At 61.5% G+C, this 18,108-nt stretch carries 19 protein-coding genes and 1 other RNA gene; 8 read left to right on the forward strand and 12 right to left on the reverse strand.

Features of this window, described 5'->3' with window-relative positions; genetic code table 11:
• Positions 1-162: 162 nt before the first annotated feature.
• The 6 genes from M2394_RS09555 to M2394_RS09580 form a co-directional block, all read right to left on the reverse strand.
• Complete coding sequence (locus tag M2394_RS09555; RefSeq protein WP_178919957.1) at positions 163-1,167, reverse strand: extracellular solute-binding protein; 1,005 nt, start codon at positions 1,165-1,167, stop codon at positions 163-165.
• 222 nt (positions 1,168-1,389) lie between these two features.
• Positions 1,390-2,607 (reverse strand): 2-octaprenyl-3-methyl-6-methoxy-1,4-benzoquinol hydroxylase, encoded by a 1,218-nt coding sequence (locus M2394_RS09560; protein ID WP_178920098.1) that lies wholly within the window; start codon positions 2,605-2,607, stop codon positions 1,390-1,392.
• A 9-nt stretch (positions 2,608-2,616) separates the two neighbouring features.
• The gene (locus M2394_RS09565; RefSeq protein ID WP_259172344.1) at positions 2,617-3,102 is read right to left on the reverse strand and encodes a DUF4442 domain-containing protein; all 486 of its coding nucleotides are present in this window, start codon (positions 3,100-3,102) and stop codon (positions 2,617-2,619) included.
• Positions 3,095-4,282, reverse strand: coding sequence for a 2-octaprenyl-6-methoxyphenyl hydroxylase (gene ubiH / locus M2394_RS09570; RefSeq protein WP_178919955.1), 1,188 nt, complete (start codon positions 4,280-4,282; stop codon positions 3,095-3,097). Before ubiH ends, M2394_RS09565 begins: the two co-directional genes overlap by 8 nt.
• Positions 4,279-5,601, reverse strand: coding sequence for a Xaa-Pro aminopeptidase (pepP, locus tag M2394_RS09575; RefSeq protein ID WP_176996861.1), 1,323 nt, complete (start codon positions 5,599-5,601; stop codon positions 4,279-4,281). Before pepP ends, ubiH begins: the two co-directional genes overlap by 4 nt.
• A gap of 20 nt (positions 5,602-5,621) precedes the next feature.
• A complete protein-coding gene (locus M2394_RS09580; protein ID WP_176996862.1) occupies positions 5,622-6,179 on the reverse strand; it encodes a YecA family protein in 558 nt (185 codons plus the stop codon).
• Positions 6,180-6,317: 138 nt separating this feature from the next.
• Here M2394_RS09580 and M2394_RS09585 point away from each other — a divergent pair, with 138 nt between their 5' ends.
• The 4 genes from M2394_RS09585 (at position 6,318) to M2394_RS09600 (ending at position 7,737) form a co-directional block, all read left to right on the forward strand.
• A complete protein-coding gene (locus M2394_RS09585; RefSeq protein WP_003177365.1) occupies positions 6,318-6,527 on the forward strand; it encodes a TIGR02449 family protein in 210 nt (69 codons plus the stop codon).
• Complete coding sequence (locus tag M2394_RS09590; protein WP_003176812.1) at positions 6,524-6,841, forward strand: cell division protein ZapA; 318 nt, start codon at positions 6,524-6,526, stop codon at positions 6,839-6,841. Before M2394_RS09585 ends, M2394_RS09590 begins: the two co-directional genes overlap by 4 nt.
• A gap of 30 nt (positions 6,842-6,871) precedes the next feature.
• A non-coding RNA gene (gene ssrS / locus M2394_RS09595) (6S RNA) lies at positions 6,872-7,050 on the forward strand.
• A gap of 57 nt (positions 7,051-7,107) precedes the next feature.
• On the forward strand, positions 7,108-7,737 hold the full coding sequence (locus M2394_RS09600; RefSeq protein WP_176996906.1) for a 5-formyltetrahydrofolate cyclo-ligase: 630 nt from the start codon (positions 7,108-7,110) through the stop codon (positions 7,735-7,737).
• A 7-nt stretch (positions 7,738-7,744) separates the two neighbouring features.
• On the opposite strand, the gene M2394_RS09605 is transcribed toward M2394_RS09600, so the two are convergent.
• The gene (locus M2394_RS09605; RefSeq protein ID WP_259172347.1) at positions 7,745-7,894 is read right to left on the reverse strand and encodes a hypothetical protein; all 150 of its coding nucleotides are present in this window, start codon (positions 7,892-7,894) and stop codon (positions 7,745-7,747) included.
• Positions 7,895-8,089: 195 nt separating this feature from the next.
• On the opposite strand from M2394_RS09605, the gene M2394_RS09610 reads away from it, so the two are divergent.
• A complete protein-coding gene (locus M2394_RS09610; protein WP_259172348.1) occupies positions 8,090-8,539 on the forward strand; it encodes an EVE domain-containing protein in 450 nt (149 codons plus the stop codon).
• Positions 8,540-8,543: 4 nt separating this feature from the next.
• Here M2394_RS09610 and M2394_RS09615 read toward each other — a convergent pair whose 3' ends face one another.
• Positions 8,544-8,951, reverse strand: a complete 408-nt coding sequence (locus tag M2394_RS09615; RefSeq protein ID WP_178919952.1) for a flagellar basal body-associated protein FliL — start codon at positions 8,949-8,951, stop codon at positions 8,544-8,546.
• 150 nt (positions 8,952-9,101) lie between these two features.
• On the opposite strand from M2394_RS09615, the gene M2394_RS09620 reads away from it, so the two are divergent.
• Entirely contained in the window at positions 9,102-10,079 is a 978-nt protein-coding gene (locus M2394_RS09620) for an NADPH:quinone oxidoreductase family protein (RefSeq protein ID WP_259172349.1), read from the forward strand.
• A gap of 292 nt (positions 10,080-10,371) precedes the next feature.
• Positions 10,372-11,721: a glycerol-3-phosphate transporter gene (glpT, locus tag M2394_RS09625; RefSeq protein ID WP_176996867.1), complete on the forward strand. Its 1,350-nt coding sequence runs from the start codon at positions 10,372-10,374 to the stop codon at positions 11,719-11,721.
• On the opposite strand, the gene M2394_RS09630 is transcribed toward glpT, so the two are convergent.
• Complete coding sequence (locus tag M2394_RS09630; RefSeq protein WP_178919950.1) at positions 11,707-12,363, reverse strand: gamma-glutamylcyclotransferase; 657 nt, start codon at positions 12,361-12,363, stop codon at positions 11,707-11,709. The genes glpT and M2394_RS09630 overlap by 15 nt on opposite strands.
• A gap of 26 nt (positions 12,364-12,389) precedes the next feature.
• On the reverse strand, positions 12,390-14,777 hold the full coding sequence (locus tag M2394_RS09635; RefSeq protein WP_178919949.1) for a TonB-dependent siderophore receptor: 2,388 nt from the start codon (positions 14,775-14,777) through the stop codon (positions 12,390-12,392).
• Positions 14,778-15,106: 329 nt separating this feature from the next.
• Between M2394_RS09635 and M2394_RS09640 the strand changes: the two genes are divergently transcribed.
• Positions 15,107-15,589 (forward strand): sn-glycerol-3-phosphate transporter, encoded by a 483-nt coding sequence (locus M2394_RS09640; RefSeq protein ID WP_310522012.1) that lies wholly within the window; start codon positions 15,107-15,109, stop codon positions 15,587-15,589.
• Between the two features lie 60 nt (positions 15,590-15,649).
• On the opposite strand, the gene M2394_RS09645 is transcribed toward M2394_RS09640, so the two are convergent.
• Complete coding sequence (locus tag M2394_RS09645; protein ID WP_259172350.1) at positions 15,650-16,618, reverse strand: CDP-6-deoxy-delta-3,4-glucoseen reductase; 969 nt, start codon at positions 16,616-16,618, stop codon at positions 15,650-15,652.
• Positions 16,618-18,084 carry a 4-hydroxy-3-polyprenylbenzoate decarboxylase gene (gene ubiD / locus M2394_RS09650; protein WP_259172351.1) on the reverse strand — a complete coding sequence of 489 codons (1,467 nt, stop codon included), beginning with the start codon at positions 18,082-18,084 and terminating at the stop codon, positions 16,618-16,620. Before ubiD ends, M2394_RS09645 begins: the two co-directional genes overlap by 1 nt.
• Positions 18,085-18,108 lie beyond the last annotated feature (24 nt).

The following is an 18,108-nucleotide window of genomic DNA, read 5'->3' on the forward strand; positions in this document are numbered from 1 at the left end:
CAGTTCTCAGTGAATAGATATCAGGATGTCACCACAATCCAAATGTGGGAGCGGGCTTGCTCGCGAAGGCGGTGTATCAGTCACACATGTATCGACTGACACGACGCCTTCGCGAGCAAGCCCGCTCCCACATTCAACACTGCAGTGCCCTGCAGATTGTACTTAGTTCCAGCCGGCGCGATCCATCAAGCGGATGGCCTCAGCCTGGCGTTTGCCCGCCACTTCCACCGGCAGGGTGTCCGCCACGAACTTGCCCCAGGTCGCCACTTCGGCCGACGGCGGCACGGCCGGGTTGGCCGGAAATTCCTGGTTCACATCGGCAAAGATCTTCTGGGCTTCAGCCGTGGTCATCCACTCCACCAGCGCCTTGGCAGCTTCCGGGTGTGGCGCGTGCTTGGTCAGGCCGATGCCCGACAGGTTCACGTGCACGCCACGGTCGCCCTGGTTCGGCCAGAACAGCTTCACCGCCAGGTTCGGGTTCTGCTTGTGCAGGCGGCCGTAGTAGTAGGTGTTGACGATGCCTACGTCGCATTGCCCGGCGTTGATCGCCTCAAGCACCGCGATGTCATCGGAAAATACATCGGTGGACAGGTTGTTGACCCAACCCTTCACGATTTCTTCGGTCTTGGCCGCGCCATGGGTTTCGATCAGGGTGGCGGTCAGCGACTGGTTGTAGACCTTTTTCGCCGTGCGCAGGCACAGGCGGCCTTCCCACTGTTTGTCGGCCAGCGCTTCGTAAGTGGTGAGGTCACCCGGTTTCACCCGGTCGGTGGAATAGGCGATGGTCCGCGCACGCAGGCTCAAGCCGGTCCAGGCATGGTTCGAAGAGCGGTATTGCAGAGGGATGTTCTTGTCGATCACGGCCGACGTGAACGGTTGCAGGATGCCCATCTGCTCGGCCTGCCACAGGTTGCCCGCATCCACGGTGAGCAGCAGGTCGGCAGTGGCATTTTCGCCCTCGGCCTTGATGCGCTGCATCAGCGGGGCTTCCTTGTCGGTGATGAACTTCACCTGAACGCCGGTCTTCTGGGTGTAGGCATCGAACACCGGCTTGATCAGTTCGTCGATGCGTGAGGAGTAGACCACGACTTCGTCGGCTGCCTGCACGGAGGTGCTGCCGATGAGGGTGAGTGCCAGGGCAGTCAGGAGGCGCTTGGGTGCCAACATGGGTGCGGTCTCTCATTTGCAAAAAGTGGGCAAATGATAAGGACTCACATTTGGTGGCGCTTGGTGGAGGCGTTACCAGATGTTGCATAACAGCTTGTGCGGAGACTGACTTCCCTTGTGGGAGCGGGCTTGCTCGCGAAAGCGGTACATCAGCAACACATTCAGTGGCTGACACTCCGCTTTCGCGAGCAAGCCCGCTCCCACAGGAGGGTGTATTTCACATCAGGGTTGGGCGAGGTCGGGGAGGTCGCCGCTTAGGCCGAGCGCTTGGCGTACGAAGACGGCCTTGGCTTCGGGCATCTGGTCGACCATCTTCAAGCCGGCGTTGCGCAACCAGCGAAGCGGCAGTTGGTCGGCCTGGAACAGTCGCTCGAAACCTTCCATCGCCGCCATCAAGGCCAGGTTGTGGGGCATGCGCCGGCGCTCGTAGCGACTCAGCACTTTCACATCCGCCAGGCGTTCGCCGCGCTCAGCCGCCGAGAGCAGCACCTCAGCCAAGGTCGCCGCGTCGAGAAAGCCCAGGTTCACGCCCTGCCCGGCCAGCGGATGGATCACGTGGGCCGCGTCGCCGATCAATGCCAGGCCTTCGGCCACATAGCGCTTGGCATGACGCTGACGCAATGGCACACAAACGCGCGGGTCGGCGCTGATCACTGTTCCCAACCGCCCCTCAAAGGCGCGCTCCAGCTCACGACAGAAGCCTTCATCATTCAGCGCCATCAAGCGCTCGGATTCAGCCGGCGTGGTGGACCAGACGATCGAGCACCAATCCTCTTGCCCATCGCGCACCAACGGCAAAAACGCCAGTGGGCCGGTGTCGGTAAAGCGTTGCCAGGCCGTGCGCTGATGCGGCTGGCTGCTGCGCACGCTGGTGACGATAGCGTTGTGCAGGTAATCCCACTCGCGGGTCGCGGTGCCGGTCAGGCGGCGCACGGCGGAGTTGGCACCATCGGCGGCAATCACCAGGGGTGCGCGCAATGTGCGGCCGTCGGCCAGGGTCAGCAACCAGTCATCGCCGGAGCGACGCATCTGCTCCAGGCGTGCATTGGCCAGCAGGCCCAGGTCGCAATCGTGCAGGCGGTCGAGCAAAGCGTCCTGCACCACACGGTTCTCGACGATATGCCCGAGCACCTCGGCATGCACGCTGGCCGCCGAAAAGTGGATCTGCCCGGTGCCACTGCCGTCCCACACTTGCATCTCGCCGTAAGGGCTGGCGCGGCGCGAGACGATGCCGTCCCACACGCCCAGGCGCTCCAGAATACGCTGGCTGGCGGCCGACAAGGCGCTCACGCGCGGTTCGAATGCGGCCTGGCGGTCGAATGGCTTGACGCTCAGCGGGCTGCCGTCCAGCAGCAGCACCTGCAGGCCACTGCCCTGCAACGCCAGCGCCAGGGCGCTCCCGACCATTCCGGCCCCGACAATCAGCACATCTGCGCGCATGTCCATGCTTTAAGCCTGTCTCGCTGGCGGCTTGCGCCGCACGTAAAGGGTTTTGTCGACTCGCGCCACCAGGGTGCCGGAGCCGTCATGAATCTGTACCTTGAGGTGGGGCAGGTACTTCTCTCCACCCTCGGTCTGCCGGCGAATCTCATCGAGCAACGCGTCGTCGATGGAGAACTCGGCATACACCGGGCCTTTGCCCGGCGAAATGAAATCGATGCTCGCGGCCTTGTCCCAGACGATGTAGTCGCGGCCCAGGTTCTCCATCAGCATCAGCATGTAGAACGGGTCGACCATCGAATACAGGCTGCCGCCGAACTGCGTGCCGACATAGTTACGGTTGTACCAGCCCAGGCCCATGCGCACCTTGGCATGTCGAAAATCCGCGCTCAACGCCTGCACCCGAACGCCCGCGCCGAGGTACGGCGGGTACAGGGTCAGGAACAGCCGCAACAACCGCGCCTTGCCCAGGCGCCGGGTCAGCCAGTTACGCATCCGGACGCGTGCCCAGGCCCATGGCCTGACGGGCGAACCAGCGTTTGGCCGGTGGCAGCAAGTCCAGGCCCAGCAGGCCCAGGTTGCGGCCCAACGCCACCAGCGGTTGCGCGCTGCCGAACAGGCGCGTGACCTGGTCAGAAAAACCCACGGTCATTTTCTGGTCCAGGCGCTGGCGCTCAAGGTAGCCCTGCAAGGTCGCCAGGTCGCCCGGCACCGCAGGCCCGGCCAGCAAGGCCTCGGCCAGGGCATTCGCATCGCGCAGGGACAGGTTGAAGCCTTGCCCGGCAATCGGGTGCAGGCTGTGGGCAGCGTTGCCGAGGATGGCCAGGTGCGAGCGTACTTGCTCCTCGGCCTCGACCAGGGTCAACGGGTACAGGTGGCGGGCTCCGACTTGCTTCAAGGTGCCCAGGCGGTAGCCGAACACGCCCTGCAGTTCGCTGAGGAAGGCTCGCTCGTCGAGGTTGGCCAGGCGCTGGGCGTCCATGCCGATGCGAGTCCAGACCAGCGCGCAACGGTTGTCCGGCAGCGGCAGCAGGGCCATCGGGCCTTCATCGGTGAAACGCTCGAAGGCTTCGCCGTTATGGGCTTCGCTTGGGGTGATGTTGGCGATCAATGCGCTCTGGTTGTAAGGGCGGGTCTTCACGCCGATACCCAGTTGCTCGCGCAGGCCAGAACGACCGCCGTCGGCGAGTACCGCCAGGTCGCATTCCAACACGGTTTCATCGTTGAGGGTCAGGCGGTAGCCATCGGGCAGCGGCTCCATGCGCGTGACTTCGGCCGGGCAACGCCAACTGACCACGTCCTTGTCCAGACCTTGCCACAGGCATTGGCCCAGCCAGGCATTTTCCACGACGTAACCCAGGGCCGGTACGCCCTCCTCCTGCGCGGTCAACCGTGCGGTGGAGAAGCGCCCACGGTCCGACACGTGAATCTGCTTGATCGGCTCGGCACGCCGGGAAATTTCCTGCCACAGGCCCAGGCGCTGGTAAATCTGTCGGGCGCCAAATGAGAGTGCCGAGGACCGTGCGTCGTAGCTCGGCTGATAACTGTCACCGGGTGCGAAGGGTTCGATCAGTACGATCTTCCAGCCGCGCGCCTTGGCCCCGGCCTGCAATGCCAGCGCCAGGCTGGCACCCACCAGGCCGCCGCCGATGATGGCGAGGTTGACCCTGCTCATCGGGCGGCTGCCATCAGCGCTTCGATCTCGGCAACGGCCTTGGGCACGCCACCGGTCAGAATTTCACAGCCTTGCTTGGTCACTACCACGTCGTCCTCGATGCGTACGCCAATGCCACGCCATTTCTTTGCCACGTTCTGGTTGTCCGGTGAAATGTAGATCCCCGGCTCCACGGTCAACGCCATGCCCACTTCCAGCACGCGCCATTCACCGCCTACCTTGTACTCGCCCACATCATGCACATCCATGCCCAGCCAATGGCCGGCGCGGTGCATATAGAAAGCCTTGTAGGCTTCGCTGGCGATCAACTCGTCGACGTCGCCCTGCAGCAAGCCCAGCTTCACCAGCCCGGCAGTGATCACCTGGACGGTCGCCTCGTGCGCCTGGTTCCAATGCTTGTCCGGGGCGATCTCGGCAAACGCGGCTTCCTGGGAAGCCAGCACAATCTCGTAGATCGCCTTCTGTTCCGGCGAAAACTTGCCATTGACCGGCCAGGTGCGGGTGATGTCGCTGGCATAGCAGTCGATCTCGCAACCGGCGTCGATCAGCACCAGGTCGCCGTCCTTGAGCACTGCATCATTCTGCTGGTAATGCAGGATGCAGCTGTTGCGCCCGGCGGCGACGATGGAGCCATAAGCCGGCATTTTCGCGCCGCCCTTGCGGAACTCGTAATCCAGCTCGGCTTCCAGGCTGAACTCATGCAAACCGGCGCGGCTGGCCTGCATGGCCCGCACATGCGCCGCGCAGGAGATCCGCGCGGCTTCGCGCATCACCTTCACTTCTGCCGCCGATTTATACAGGCGCATGTCGTGCAGCAGATGATCCAGGGCAACGAATTCGTTCGGTGGTTGGGCGCCGAGGTGCGCTTTGGAGCGGATCACGTTGATCCACTCCATCAGGTGGCGGTCGAATTCGGCATTGCTGCCCATGGCCGAATACACCCGGTCGCGGCCTTCGATCAGGCCGGGCAGGATGTCGTCGATGTCGGTAATGGGGAATGCGTCGTCGGCGCCAAAGTCACGGATCGCGCCTTCGGTTCCGGCGCGCAGGCCGTCCCACAGTTCGCGTTCGGCATTGCGTTCGCGGCAGAACAGCACGTACTCGCCGTGCTGGCGACCGGGCATCAGCACGATCACTGCCTCGGGCTCGGGGAAACCACTGAGGTACTGGAAGTCGCTGTCCTGGCGGTACACGTGCTCGACATCACGATTGCGGATCGCCACGGCGGCGGCTGGCAGGATCGCGATGCTGTTGGGTTCCATCTGCGCCATGAGCGCCTTGCGGCGCCGGGTGTATTCCGCTCTGGGGATATGAATCATGGGCAGATGGGCTTCCTTTCTTAGTGAAGCGACGGCTTGGGCGCAGCCGGCTCAGCGGACTTTTTGGTCTCGGTGAATAGCAACAGCGGCGCGACGCGCAGGTATTCCATCACTTCCATATAGTCGCTTTCACCGTCTTCGGATTCTTCCAGGGCATCTTGCACCTGGGAGATCGCTGCCAAATCCTGCAACACTTCCTGTGCGTCGGTGCTCAACTCCAGGCCGCCGGCATTCACGCCGAAACCATGGAGGAAACCTTGGCACCATTGGCCCAGGGCGGCGGCACGTTCGGTGAGCGGCGCGTCGTCGGTCGGCAGCAGCAGAACCACGGTGACGTCGTCACCGGTCAGCTCGCCCTTGACCATTTCCTGCAGGCCGATCAGCGCGTTGCGCACGTTGTCTTCGGGCTCTTTCTCCAGCAGTTCGGCCACATCGGCCAGCCAGTTGTCGGCATCGAAGCCGACACCGGTGCAGCTGCGGCCCAGCAACACGCCGTGCAGCTCGGCAGGCGAGCATGGGTGGCCGCTGGTGCTCAGCAGTTTGGAAAAAGCGTCATACGGGGAGTTCTGAATGGGCATGGTGAGCTAGGCGCCAGACGGCGCAATGTCTAGAATGGAGCGCTGTATCCTAGCACCGGCAGACGTACCAAGACTATCGAGGGCGTCAGATCGTTTATCCTGAAGTTGCCATTCATCAGACAAATCCAGTGGAACCCAATGGAAGACACCGACCTGCAAGCGCTGATGGCCAGACTCGAACTGCTAATTGATCGGGTCGAGCAACTTAAGAGTCAAAACGGACTCCTATTAGCTCAGGAAAAGACCTGGCGCGAGGAACGCGCTCACCTCATTGAAAAAAACGAAATCGCCCGGCGTAAGGTCGAATCGATGATTTCGCGCCTGAAGGCCCTGGAGCAAGACTCATGAGTTCAAGCAATAGCGTAACCGTGCAGATCCTCGACAAAGAATATTCGATCATCTGCCCCCAGGAAGAGCGCAACAACCTGGTGAGCGCCGCCCGTTACCTGGATGGCAAGATGCGTGAAATCCGCAGCAGCGGCAAAGTGATCGGTGCCGACCGCATCGCCGTGATGGCCGCGTTGAATATCACCCACGACCTGCTGCACAAGCAGGAACGGCCTGACGTGCAGGCCAGCGGCTCGACGCGTGAGCAGGTGCGCGACCTGCTGGAGCGTGTCGATCTGGTGCTTTCCAGCGATTCAGACGCACCCAAGGGCTGATTGCCGAGGCTGTTTAAGGTATACTCGCCCCACTCCCTGGCGTGTTTGCCAGTCGGCGATGTCCCTGAGCCGATTCGCACTACCCTGGAAGTTGCACGTTGGGCTGGTGTGCATGTCCGCTAGACGGAAAGCCTTAAAGCCTACTGCATCTTCCACCTTGAACTTTCGGGTTCAAGGGCTAAGTCGACAGCGGCTCTGTCGGGGAGCCTGAATTCCCAAACTCAATGCCAGTCTTCGGACTGGCATTGTTTTATGAGCCGAAAACCATGACCGAACCTGCGCCGCTTTCCCGTCCGCAACTTCGACGCATGTTGCGCAAAGCCCGTCGCGCCCTCACGCCGAGCGAGCAGCGCAAGGCCGCTCACGGCCTGTATCGGCAACTGGCACAGCAACCGCTGTTTCGCCGGGCCAAACACATTTCCTTGTATCTACCGACGGACGGTGAAATCGATCCGCGCCTGCTGCTGCGCGCCGCCCAACGCCGGGGCAAAGCCACCTACCTGCCGGTGCTCAGCGCCTGGCCACGGACCAAGATGGTGTTTCAGCGTGTGCGGCCTGGGGATAAGTTATCGCCCAACCGCTTCCGTATTCTTGAGCCACGGGTGAATGCCAAACACCAACGTCAGGTCTGGGCGCTGGACCTGGTATTGCTGCCGCTGGTGGGGTTCGATGATGCTGGCGGTCGCCTGGGCATGGGCGGCGGATTCTATGACCGCAGCCTGGCTTACCTCGCTCGCCGACAACACTGGCGCAAGCCGACATTGCTGGGCCTGGCCCATGAATGTCAGAAGGTTGATCGCCTGGCACAGGCAAGCTGGGACGTGCCGTTGGCAGGCACTGTCACCGATAAGCAATGGTATGTTGCGGGAACGCCGCTGGAACCAGCGACGCCTTGAAGCAGTGTTAACGCTTGAACGGTTGCGGCGGCTGTTGAGCCAGCTCAACGGGCGCATCGCTCTTGTTCGACCACAAGCTTTGCGCATACCCGGTGGTCACGACGCCCAGACCAAACAAAATAACCAAAATCCATAGTAAATCCGGTTTACGTTGCATCGATTGCCCCCCTTCAGGCACCTCGTACACGATGACAACAACGTTCCAAAGTAGTCCGTTGCAGCTGCGTCAAGCTTAAAATCCCGGCATTCTGCGGTAACGTGAACCAACACGCAAACCTTGGCGCCAACCGACTGTCGGTTTGTCATAAAATTGCCAGACAACTTGCCCAACGCCTTTTTCAGGAGCCCCAAAATGGCCTACTGGCTGATGAAATCCGAGCCCGACGAACTCTCGATCAAGGGCCTGGAAAAGCTGGGCGAAGCCCGCTGGGACGGGGTGCGCAACTACCAGGCGCGCAATTTCCTGCGCGCCATGGCGGTGGGCGACGAGTTTTTCTTCTATCACTCCAGCTGCCCCGAACCTGGCATTGCCGGCATCGGCAAAATCGTCGAGGCGGCGTATCCAGATCCCACCGCGCTTGAACCCGAAAGCCACTACTTCGACGCCAAGGCAACCCCGGAGAAGAACCCGTGGAGCGCAATCAACGTGGCCCACGTCGAAACCTTTCCCAACGTGCTCGGCCTGGGCTACCTGAAACAGCAGACCGCCCTCGCCGAACTGCCATTGGTACAAAAAGGCAGTCGGCTTTCGGTAATGCCGGTAACCGCCGAACAATGGGCGGCGGTGATCGGTTTGCGGTGAAGCGTTACTGGATGATCAGGTTGTTGAACAGCAGGTCTTCCACCACCGGCTTGCCGGTTTCATCGCTCATCACCTGCTGAGTCTGCTTCAAGGCTTCCTGGCGCAGCTTCTCTTTACCTTCGACACTGCTCATGGTGTCGTTGGTCTGCTGGGTGAACAGCGCCACCAACTGGTTGCGGATCAGCGCATCATTGGCTTTGACTGCAGCGGCGGCTTCTGGCCCGGTCACACGCAGGGCGATGTCGGCCTTGTACACCTTGAGTTTGGCCGTACCGTCCAGCCCGTAGTTGCCCACGAACGGCGGGGTCAGGCTGATATAGCTGACCTTCGGCGCCTCCCCTTCTTTCGCTTCTTCGGCCTGGGCTGCCATCGGCAAGGTCAGGGCCAGCATCAACAGGATCCACGCTTTCACAGTTCATTCCTCGAATTCGGTTGCCGGGTAGCATAACGCTAGCAAGGCTGAGCACAAGCTTATGGCGGCTTATCAGGCCCGGGCATGCTCGTTGACCCACGGGCGTACCCTCCTACACTTATCGGCCACGATGCCAAAAGGAATAGCCCGATGAAAGCTGTGCTCTGCAAAGCCTTCGGCCCCGCCGAAACCCTGGTGCTGGAAGAGGTCGCCAGCCCGGCGATCAAGAAGAACGAAATCCTGCTGGACGTGCACGCCGCCGGGGTCAACTTCCCGGACACGCTGATCATCGAGGGCAAATACCAGTTCAAGCCACCCTTCCCGTTTTCACCGGGCGGCGAAGCGGCAGGCGTGGTCAGTGAAGTGGGTGAGAAGGTCAGTCACCTCAAGGCCGGCGACCGGGTCATGGCCCTGACTGGCTGGGGCAGCTTCGCCGAGCAGGTCGCAGTACCGGGCTACAACGTGCTGCCGATTCCGCCGAGCATGGATTTCAACACCGCCGCTGCGTTCAGCATGACCTACGGCACCTCCATGCACGCCCTGAAACAACGCGCCAACCTGCAGCCCGGCGAAACCCTGTTGGTACTCGGCGCCTCGGGCGGCGTGGGCCTGGCCGCCGTGGAAATCGGCAAGGCCATGGGCGCCCGGGTAATCGCCGCCGCCAGCAGCGCCGACAAGCTGGCCGTGGCCAAGGCGGCCGGCGCCGATGAGCTGATCAACTACAGCGAAACCAGCCTCAAGGACGAAATCAAGCGCCTGACCGATGGCAACGGCGTCGATGTGATCTACGACCCGGTGGGTGGTGACCTGTTCGACCAGGCTGTCCGCGCCATCGCCTGGAACGGCCGCCTGCTGGTGGTGGGGTTTGCCAGCGGGCGGATTCCCGAGTTGCCGGTGAACCTGGCGCTGCTCAAAGGCGCATCCGTGGTCGGCGTGTTCTGGGGCTCTTTCGCCCAGCGCCAGCCGCAGGACAATGCGGCGAACTTTCAGCAACTGTTCACGTGGTATGCCGAGGGCAAGCTCAAGCCATTGGTGTCACAGGTATACCCGCTGGAACAGGCCGCCCAGGCGATCAATGACCTGGGGCAGCGCCGAGCTGTGGGCAAAGTGGTCGTCCAGACCCGCTAACGGACCTGAAATGCAATCCCTGTGGGAGCAGGCTTGCCTGCGATAGCGGTGGGTCAGCCAACACATTCTCTGCTGATAGATCGCTATCGCAGGCAAGCCAGCTCCCACATTTGTTCTCCAACACCCTCAAGAACCCAATCACGACCCACACTTATCCATTTGCGACATGTTCGTAAGAGAACATGCGATTGCTCTCATTTCCTGTGTTTGCAGATAAGAGGCGATGCTATTTTCGGTAACGAAACTGTAACATTCGCATCCGCAGTCAAAACAAGAAATTTGGAGCTCTTGAATGTTTGCTTTCTTTCGACCTGCCGCACACCAGGCGCCCCTGCCTGAAGAAAAAATAGACAGTACCTACCGACGGCTGCGTTGGCAGATCTTCGCCGGTATCTTCTTCGGCTATGCCGGGTACTACCTGCTGCGCAAGAACTTCTCCCTGGCCATGCCCTACTTGATCGACGAGGGTTACACCCGCGGTGAACTGGGCCTGGCCATGTCGGCCATCGCCATTGCCTACGGCTTGTCCAAGTTCCTGATGGGCCTGGTGTCCGACCGCTCCAACCCACGCTACTTCCTGACCTTCGGCCTGCTGGTGTCGGCGGGGGTGATGTTCATTTTCGGTTTCGCACCTTGGGCAACGTCCAGCGTGACCATGATGTTCATTTTGCTGTTCATCAACGGCTGGGCCCAAGGCATGGGCTGGCCTCCAAGTGGGCGCACCATGGTGCACTGGTGGTCGCAGAAAGAACGCGGCGGCGTGGTGTCGGTGTGGAACGTGGCGCACAACGTCGGCGGAGGCCTGATCGGCCCGCTGTTCCTGCTGGGCATGGCCTGGTTCAACGACTGGCACGCAGCATTCTACGTACCGGCCACCGTGGCCCTGCTGGTGGCAGCGTTTGCCTTCATCACCATGCGCGATACCCCGCAATCGGTGGGCCTGCCGCCAATCGAGCAGTACAAGAACGACTACCCGGAAGGCTACAACGCCAGCCACGAAGAAGAGTTCAGCGCCAAGGAAATCTTCGTCAAGTACGTGCTGCGCAACAAAATGCTGTGGTACATCGCCTTCGCCAACGTCTTCGTCTACCTGCTGCGCTATGGCGTGCTGGACTGGGCGCCGACCTACCTCAAGGAAGCCAAGCACTTCGACGTGGATAAAACCTCGTGGGCGTACTTCTTTTACGAGTGGGCGGGTATTCCGGGCACGCTGTTGTGCGGCTGGATGTCGGACAAGATCTTCCGTGGCAACCGTGGCCTGACCGGCGTGGTGTTCATGGCGCTGGTGACCGTGGCAACCCTGGTCTATTGGCTCAACCCACCGGGCAACCCGACCATCGACATGATCGCGCTGTTCTCCATCGGCTTCCTGATCTATGGCCCGGTGATGCTGATCGGCCTGCAGGCCCTGGAACTGGCGCCGAAAAAAGCGGCCGGTACGGCGGCGGGCTTCACGGGCCTGTTCGGTTACCTGGGCGGTTCGGTGGCAGCGAGTGCAGCCATGGGCTACACCGTGGACCATTTCGGTTGGAATGGCGGGTTCGTGTTGCTGGTGGGCGCGTGCCTGTTGGCCATCGCGTTCCTCATCCCAACGCTGTGGCACACCAACAGTGTCAGCGAGGCGCGGTCAGCTACCGCCTGAGCAACCCTTGGCACAACGCTTGAGCCGCGCCTCCAGGTTTTTATCTGGCATGGCGTGGCTACGCAGGGCGTTGACGGTCTGCTCGACATAATCGCGAGTCGTGCCGTAACGCCCGCAAGCGCTCTGTAGCACATGGTTGAGCACGATATCGGGCAGGTTGCCGGCGTAGCTCGGCAGATGCCGCTCCAGGACAAACCCCAATGCCTGCACCTGGCTGCCATCTTCAAGACGGCAACTGAGCCAGTGTGGCCGGTAGGAGGGATAGGGCATTTCGCGGCACCACAAGGCGTACAGCGAAGCCTCCAGTTGGTCTTCCGGCAAGCGGTAGGCAAACCCACTGCAGGAACCGCCGCGATCCAAGCCAAAGACCAGCCCCGGCAACTCCGGCGTACCCCGATGCTCCTGGGACCACAGGTACAGCCCCCGGTGATAACCGTGGACCCGGGCCCGCACTCGCTCGGTGGACGAGCATTCCGGGCGCCAGATCAAAGAACCGTAAGCGAATAGCCAGACCGGCCCACCCTTATGCCGCGCCATGGTGGCCTGCATCGAGCTCATCAACTGTTCGTGAGTGAGTTGCGGCCCAAGGTCGAGCCGCGGAGGGTAAGCCAAATGCGAGAGATCGGTTTCAATAACGGTCATGGCGAATCGCTTAGGTCTCCTGCGTACTACCAGTTATAGGCAACTTTACCGTAATAGAACGCGCCGCTGTAACCGTACGGCGAAAAAGTGCTATAGGCGAGGTTGCCGCCGCTGCTGGCAAAAGCATTGACCTTTTCCGGGTATTTGTCGGTGACGTTGTCGCCGCCCAGGGTGAAGGTCCAGTTCTTGAGCTTGTAGTCCGCCGACAGGTCCAACACCCACGCAGCCTTGAAGGTCTGGTCGTTGACCTTGTCCGCCTGATAACTGGTGAATTCACCATAGCGCACCAGGTTGCTGTGCAGCGCCCAATTGCCGAACGTGAAGTCGTTGCCCAGGCTCAGCTTGTGCTGTGGCGTGGTATCGCCCAGCAAACCGATGCGCTCGCGACGGTCGACCCGCACCAGGTTGGCGCCCAGGCTGTCGAGGATGGCCGGGTTGGCCTTCACGTCCGTGACCTTGGTGTGGTTGTAGTTGTAGCCCACGGTACTGTTCCAGCGGATGCCGTTGTCGAACTGGTAGCGATAATTGGCGACCAGGTCGACGCCATCAGTGCTGGTGTCGGTGGCGTTGGTGAAGTAACGGGCGCTGGTGTAGTTGATGTTGCCGACCCCATTGGCTTGCAGGTAGGCAATGGTCGCCGGGTTGAGGTTCAGGTTGGAGGACAGGCTGATGCGATCGCGGATGTCGATACGATACACATCCACCGTCACGGTCAGGTCATCCGCCGGTTCCAGCACCAGGCCGAGGCTGTAGTTGCGCGATTTCTCGGCCTTCAAGTCTTCGGCGCCGAGCAGACGGGCCACTCTGCTGTTGGCTGGGAACGTGCCGGCTTCCTGGATGGTGCTACCGATCAACTGCGACGACGTGTAGGCAAAGTTCTGCTGGGCCAGGGACGGCGCGCGGAAGCCGTTGGAAATACTGCCGCGCAAGGCCACTTGTGGGGTGAAGTCGTAGCGGGCCGACAGCGAACCGCTGACGTTGGAACCGAAGTCGCTGTAATCCTCATGCCGCACGGCGGCCGACGCGCTGAGTTTTTCGGTGAAGTTGGTTTCGAGGTCCAGGTATTGGGCCCAGTTGTGTCGTGAACTGCTGCCGGCGTCGGCATCCCGGAAACCACCCAGGCCCGAACTGCCGGTCTGATAGTAGGACGCCGGTTCGCCCGCTTCGATTTCATAGCCCTGGTGCAGGTACTCGCCGCCAAACGCCACGGAAACCGGATACGGCAAAAAGCCCACGTCGAATTCACGGGACAGGTCCAGGCTCACCTGCTTCTGGTCGTTGCTCAGGGTGCCGTTGTCGAACTTGCGCGGCGTGGCCAGGCCCAGGGAGGTGTTGATCGTTTCAGTGCTCAGCGCATATTGGTTCTTGCCGTAGTTCGCCGACAGGTCGTAATGCCAGTCGTAGGCCAGCAGGCCGCGCAGGCCCACTACCAGCGAGGTGTCTTCCAGGTTGCCCTTGATCAGGGGCAGGTAGCCATTGGGGTTGAGCGCCACAATGTTGTTGGAGGCATTGCTGGCCCGATAGAACGCGGCGGTCTCGCCACGGCGCTTGCTGTAGCCGCCGAAGGTGTAAAACTCCAGCCCGTCGTTGAAGGCGTAGGCGGAGTTGAACTGCAGTTTGCCTTCATTGGTAGCCGGCTCGCCTTGGCGGAAGACCCGCTGGCCATAGGTGGTCGAACCGACGCTCGCCGGCCGCAAGTCATTGCCGGCGCGGTTGGTGTAGTCGTTGTCGGCACCTTCGCCGGAGAGGTTGAAAAAGCCGTTGTCGCCCAATGCAAAGCCGGTATTGCCGCTGAGATTGCGTTGGATACCATCACCCTTCTTGTACTCGCCAAACTTGGTGGAAACTGAACCGCCATGGTCGTCATGCTTGAGGATCACGTTGATCACACCGGCAATCGCGTCGGAACCGTAGCGTGCAGAAGCGCCGTCGCGCAGCACTTCGATGTGATCGACCGCCGACAGCGGGATCGCATTCAGGTCGGCGGGCGCCGAGCCACGGCCCACCGCGCCACCCAGGTTGACGAACGCACTGGTGTGGCGGCGTTTGCCATTGACCAGCACCAGCACCTGGTCCGGCGACAAGCCGCGCAACTGCGCGGGACGCACCAGTTCGGCGCCGTCCACCAGGCTCGGGCGTGGGAAATTGATCGAAGGAATCAGCCGCGCCAACACCGCCCCCAGTTCATCAGAGCCGGTGCTGCGCAAGGTGTCGCCGGAGATCACATCGATGGGCGACAGCGACGCACTGGCCGTGCGCTCTTGGGCGCGGGTGCCGGTGACAATGACCGTGTCGAGTTTGGGTGCATCGGCCGCAGCTGTTTCCGCCGCCTGTGCTGGATTGAATCCCACGGCGGTCAGCAAATTGGCCGACAAAATCGCCGTGTACAGCGCGTGTTTCTTGTAACTCCCCATACCGCTCCCCTTGGAATCAAAAGTCAGAACGTCAATGCTCTGAATGCATACGATCGATCCGGCTGGCGGGCGGTGGCGGTCAGTTATTGGTTAGTGGCAGATAATCGGTAGTCCGTTGCGATATAGCCTAAAGATATCTATTGAATAAATTAAATACCCAAAAAGAATAAGCGAAAGCATAAGCGCCCGCGCCCGCTCATCAGGATTGGCCCAGGCAATCCCGGTACTTTCAGCCCCGGTTCAGCCTGGGCCGGCGTCAAGACGTCAAAATAGCGCCCCTGTCACGACCCAACTAGCCGCCCTTCAAACCGACTATCGAGGTCGCACCCATGAAAAAATCCACACTGCCTGGCCTGCTGTTCCTCGCCCAGGCCTCTGCGGCCCTCGCCGGCGAAATGCCTGCGGCGAATGACGACAAGGGCTTCTGGTACGCGCAGACCAGCCTCTACACTCGGCACTTTTCACCCGACCCCGACCACAACAACCACCAGGACCTGATCGGCCTGGAGCGCAATCAAGCGTCGGGGCTGGTGATTGGCGGGGCGACCTTTCGCAACTCATTCAGCCAGCGCTCGTATTACGCCTATGCAGGCAAGCGCTACGACATGACTGACTACCCGGTGTATTTAAAACTCACAGGCGGAGTGATCCAGGGCTATCGTGGCGAATACCGCGACAAGATCCCGTTGAACCGTTTCGGCGTTGCGCCGGTGATCATCCCGTCGGTCGGCGCGCATTACGGGCCCGTCGCGGCAGAGGTGGTGTTGCTGGGGTTCAATGCGGCGATGGTGACCACTGGCGTACGTTTCTGACAGCAACATAAATCACTGTGGGAGCTGGCTTGCCTGCTCCCACATTAGATCCGAGCCAGGTCAGGGACGGGGTGCGTAGGCGAAGACGTCGGCACGCATCTGGTGTGCATCCATGCCAGCGTCCACCAGCGCGTCCAGCGTGCCGTAGATCATCGCCGGCGAACCGCTGGCATAGACGTGCACAGCCTTGAGGTCGCTGATGTCTTCGCACACCGCTTCGTGCAACAACCCGCAGCGCCCTTCCCAACCGCACAGGTCACTGACCACTTTGTGCAGGAACAGGTTGGGCAGTTGCAGCCATTGATCCCAGTGTTCGATCTCATAGAAATCTTCTGGACGACGCACGCCCCAGTACAGGTGCACCGGGTGCTTGAAGCCGGAGGCGCGGCAATGTTCGATCAGGCTGTGCATCTGCGCCATACCCGTGCCAGCAGCGATCAGCACCAGGGGCCCGTCCGGCAACTCGGCCAAATGGGTATCGCCAAACGGCAGCTCGATGCGCGCCATCTGGTTGTGCTGCAGTTGCTCAAGCAGGTTGCGGGCACTGTCCTCGCGGGCCAGCACATGCAGTTCCAGCTCGCGCCCGGCGTGGGGCGCGGACGCCAGGGAGAAGGCGGACTTCTCGCCGTTGTCCCGCTCGATCATCAGGTACTGCCCGGCGTGATAGCGCACCGCCTTGCCGGCCGGCGCCCGCAGGCGCACGCGCCACACGTCGCCACCGACTTCCACGCATTCGCTCAATTGGCACGACAACTTGCGCAACGGCAACTCTCCCGGCGCCAGCACGCCATCCCACAACACAATGCAATCTTCCAGCGGCTCGGCAATGCAGGTGTAGAACTCGCCATGGTCACGCACCTCACCGGCCTGCTGCACCCGGCCCTCCACCAACAGCGCCGCACACACGTGGCACACGCCATTGCGGCAAGCCTGGGGGCATTCATAACCCAGGCGACGCGCGCCTTCGAGGATTCGCTCGCCAGGGACCAGTTCCAGCACGGCGCCGGAAGGTTGCAGGGTTACACGCATCAATCTATTCCCAATTCTTTCCAGATCGCATCGACACGGGCAGTCACGGCTTCATCCTTGACGATCACGCGGCCCCACTCGCGGGTGGTTTCACCCGGCCATTTGTGGGTGGCATCCAGGCCCATCTTCGACCCCAGGCCCGACACCGGCGAGGCGAAGTCGAGGTAGTCGATCGGCGTGTTGTCGATCATCACCGTGTCGCGCTTGGGGTCCATGCGCGTGGTGATGGCCCAGATCACGTCGTTCCAGTCGCGGGCGTTGATGTCGTCGTCGGTGACGATAACGAACTTGGTGTACATGAACTGTCGCAAAAACGACCACACACCCAGCATTACCCGCTTGGCGTGGCCCGGGTACGACTTTTTCATGGTCACAACGGCCATGCGGTACGAACAGCCTTCGGGCGGCAGGTAGAAGTCGGTGATTTCCGGGAATTGCTTCTGCAGGATCGGCACGAACACTTCGTTGAGCGCCACGCCGAGGATCGCCGGCTCATCCGGCGGACGGCCGGTGTAGGTGCTGTGGTAGATCGGTTTGACCCGGTGGGTGATGCGCTCGACGGTGAACACCGGGAAGCTGTCGACTTCGTTGTAGTAGCCGGTGTGATCGCCGTACGGGCCTTCATCGGCCATTTCGCCCGGATGAATCACGCCTTCGAGGATGATCTCGGCGGTGGCCGGCACTTGCAGGTCGTTGCCACGGCACTTCACCAGCTCGGTGCGGTTGCCGCGCAGCAGGCCAGCGAAGGCGTACTCGGACAGGCTGTCGGGCACCGGGGTCACGGCGCCAAGGATGGTGGCCGGGTCGGCGCCCAGGGCCACGGAGACCGGGAACGGTTTGCCGGGGTGCTTTTCGCACCACTCGCGGAAGTCCAGCGCGCCGCCACGGTGGCTCAGCCAGCGCATGATCACCTTGTTGCGGCCGATCACTTGCTGGCGGTAGATACCGAGGTTCTGGCGGTCCTTGTTCGGGCCCTTGGTGACGGTCAGGCCCCAGGTGATCAGCGGCCCGACGTCACCGGGCCAGCAGGTCTGCACCGGCAGCATGGCCAAGTCCACGTCGTCGCCTTCGATGACCACTTCCTGGCACACCGCGTCCTTGACCACCTTGGGCGCCATGGCAATGATCTTGCGGAAGATCGGCAGCTTCGACCAGGCGTCCTTCAAGCCCTTGGGCGGCTCCGGCTCCTTGAGGAAGGCCAGCAGCTTGCCGATCTCGCGCAGCTCGCTGACTGACTCGGCACCCATGCCAAAAGCCACACGCTCGGGGGTGCCGAACAGGTTGCCAAGCACCGGGATGTCAAAGCCGGTCGGGTTTTCGAACAGCAGCGCCGGGCCCTTGTTGCGCAGGGTACGGTCGCAAATCTCAGTCATTTCCAGTACCGGCGAAATCGGCATCTGGATACGTTTCAACTCTCCGCGCCGCTCAAGTTGCTGCACGAAATCCCGAAGATCCTTGAATTTCATTAACCATGCCACCCGTAAAATAGG

This window comes from Pseudomonas sp. BIGb0164 (assembly GCF_024810135.1).
In the GTDB taxonomy this organism is placed as follows: Bacteria; Pseudomonadota; Gammaproteobacteria; order Pseudomonadales; family Pseudomonadaceae; genus Aquipseudomonas.

Excerpts from the sequence above, each read along its gene's own strand:
- M2394_RS09555 (WP_178919957.1), bottom strand. The coding sequence starts at position 1,167 with ATGTTGGCACCCAAGCGCCTCCTGACTGCCCTGGCACTCACCCTCATC.
- M2394_RS09560 (WP_178920098.1), bottom strand. The coding sequence starts at position 2,607 with ATGCGCGCAGATGTGCTGATTGTCGGGGCCGGAATGGTCGGGAGCGCC.
- M2394_RS09565 (WP_259172344.1), bottom strand. The coding sequence starts at position 3,102 with ATGCGTAACTGGCTGACCCGGCGCCTGGGCAAGGCGCGGTTGTTGCGG.
- ubiH (WP_178919955.1), bottom strand. The coding sequence starts at position 4,282 with ATGAGCAGGGTCAACCTCGCCATCATCGGCGGCGGCCTGGTGGGTGCC.
- pepP (WP_176996861.1), bottom strand. The coding sequence starts at position 5,601 with ATGATTCATATCCCCAGAGCGGAATACACCCGGCGCCGCAAGGCGCTC.
- M2394_RS09580 (WP_176996862.1), bottom strand. The coding sequence starts at position 6,179 with ATGCCCATTCAGAACTCCCCGTATGACGCTTTTTCCAAACTGCTGAGC.
- M2394_RS09585 (WP_003177365.1), top strand. The coding sequence starts at position 6,318 with ATGGAAGACACCGACCTGCAAGCGCTGATGGCCAGACTCGAACTGCTA.
- M2394_RS09590 (WP_003176812.1), top strand. The coding sequence starts at position 6,524 with ATGAGTTCAAGCAATAGCGTAACCGTGCAGATCCTCGACAAAGAATAT.
- M2394_RS09600 (WP_176996906.1), top strand. The coding sequence starts at position 7,108 with ATGACCGAACCTGCGCCGCTTTCCCGTCCGCAACTTCGACGCATGTTG.
- M2394_RS09605 (WP_259172347.1), bottom strand. The coding sequence starts at position 7,894 with ATGCAACGTAAACCGGATTTACTATGGATTTTGGTTATTTTGTTTGGT.
- M2394_RS09610 (WP_259172348.1), top strand. The coding sequence starts at position 8,090 with ATGGCCTACTGGCTGATGAAATCCGAGCCCGACGAACTCTCGATCAAG.
- M2394_RS09620 (WP_259172349.1), top strand. The coding sequence starts at position 9,102 with ATGAAAGCTGTGCTCTGCAAAGCCTTCGGCCCCGCCGAAACCCTGGTG.
- glpT (WP_176996867.1), top strand. The coding sequence starts at position 10,372 with ATGTTTGCTTTCTTTCGACCTGCCGCACACCAGGCGCCCCTGCCTGAA.
- M2394_RS09630 (WP_178919950.1), bottom strand. The coding sequence starts at position 12,363 with ATGACCGTTATTGAAACCGATCTCTCGCATTTGGCTTACCCTCCGCGG.
- M2394_RS09635 (WP_178919949.1), bottom strand. The coding sequence starts at position 14,777 with ATGGGGAGTTACAAGAAACACGCGCTGTACACGGCGATTTTGTCGGCC.
- M2394_RS09640 (WP_310522012.1), top strand. The coding sequence starts at position 15,107 with ATGAAAAAATCCACACTGCCTGGCCTGCTGTTCCTCGCCCAGGCCTCT.
- M2394_RS09645 (WP_259172350.1), bottom strand. The coding sequence starts at position 16,618 with ATGCGTGTAACCCTGCAACCTTCCGGCGCCGTGCTGGAACTGGTCCCT.
- ubiD (WP_259172351.1), bottom strand. The coding sequence starts at position 18,084 with ATGAAATTCAAGGATCTTCGGGATTTCGTGCAGCAACTTGAGCGGCGC.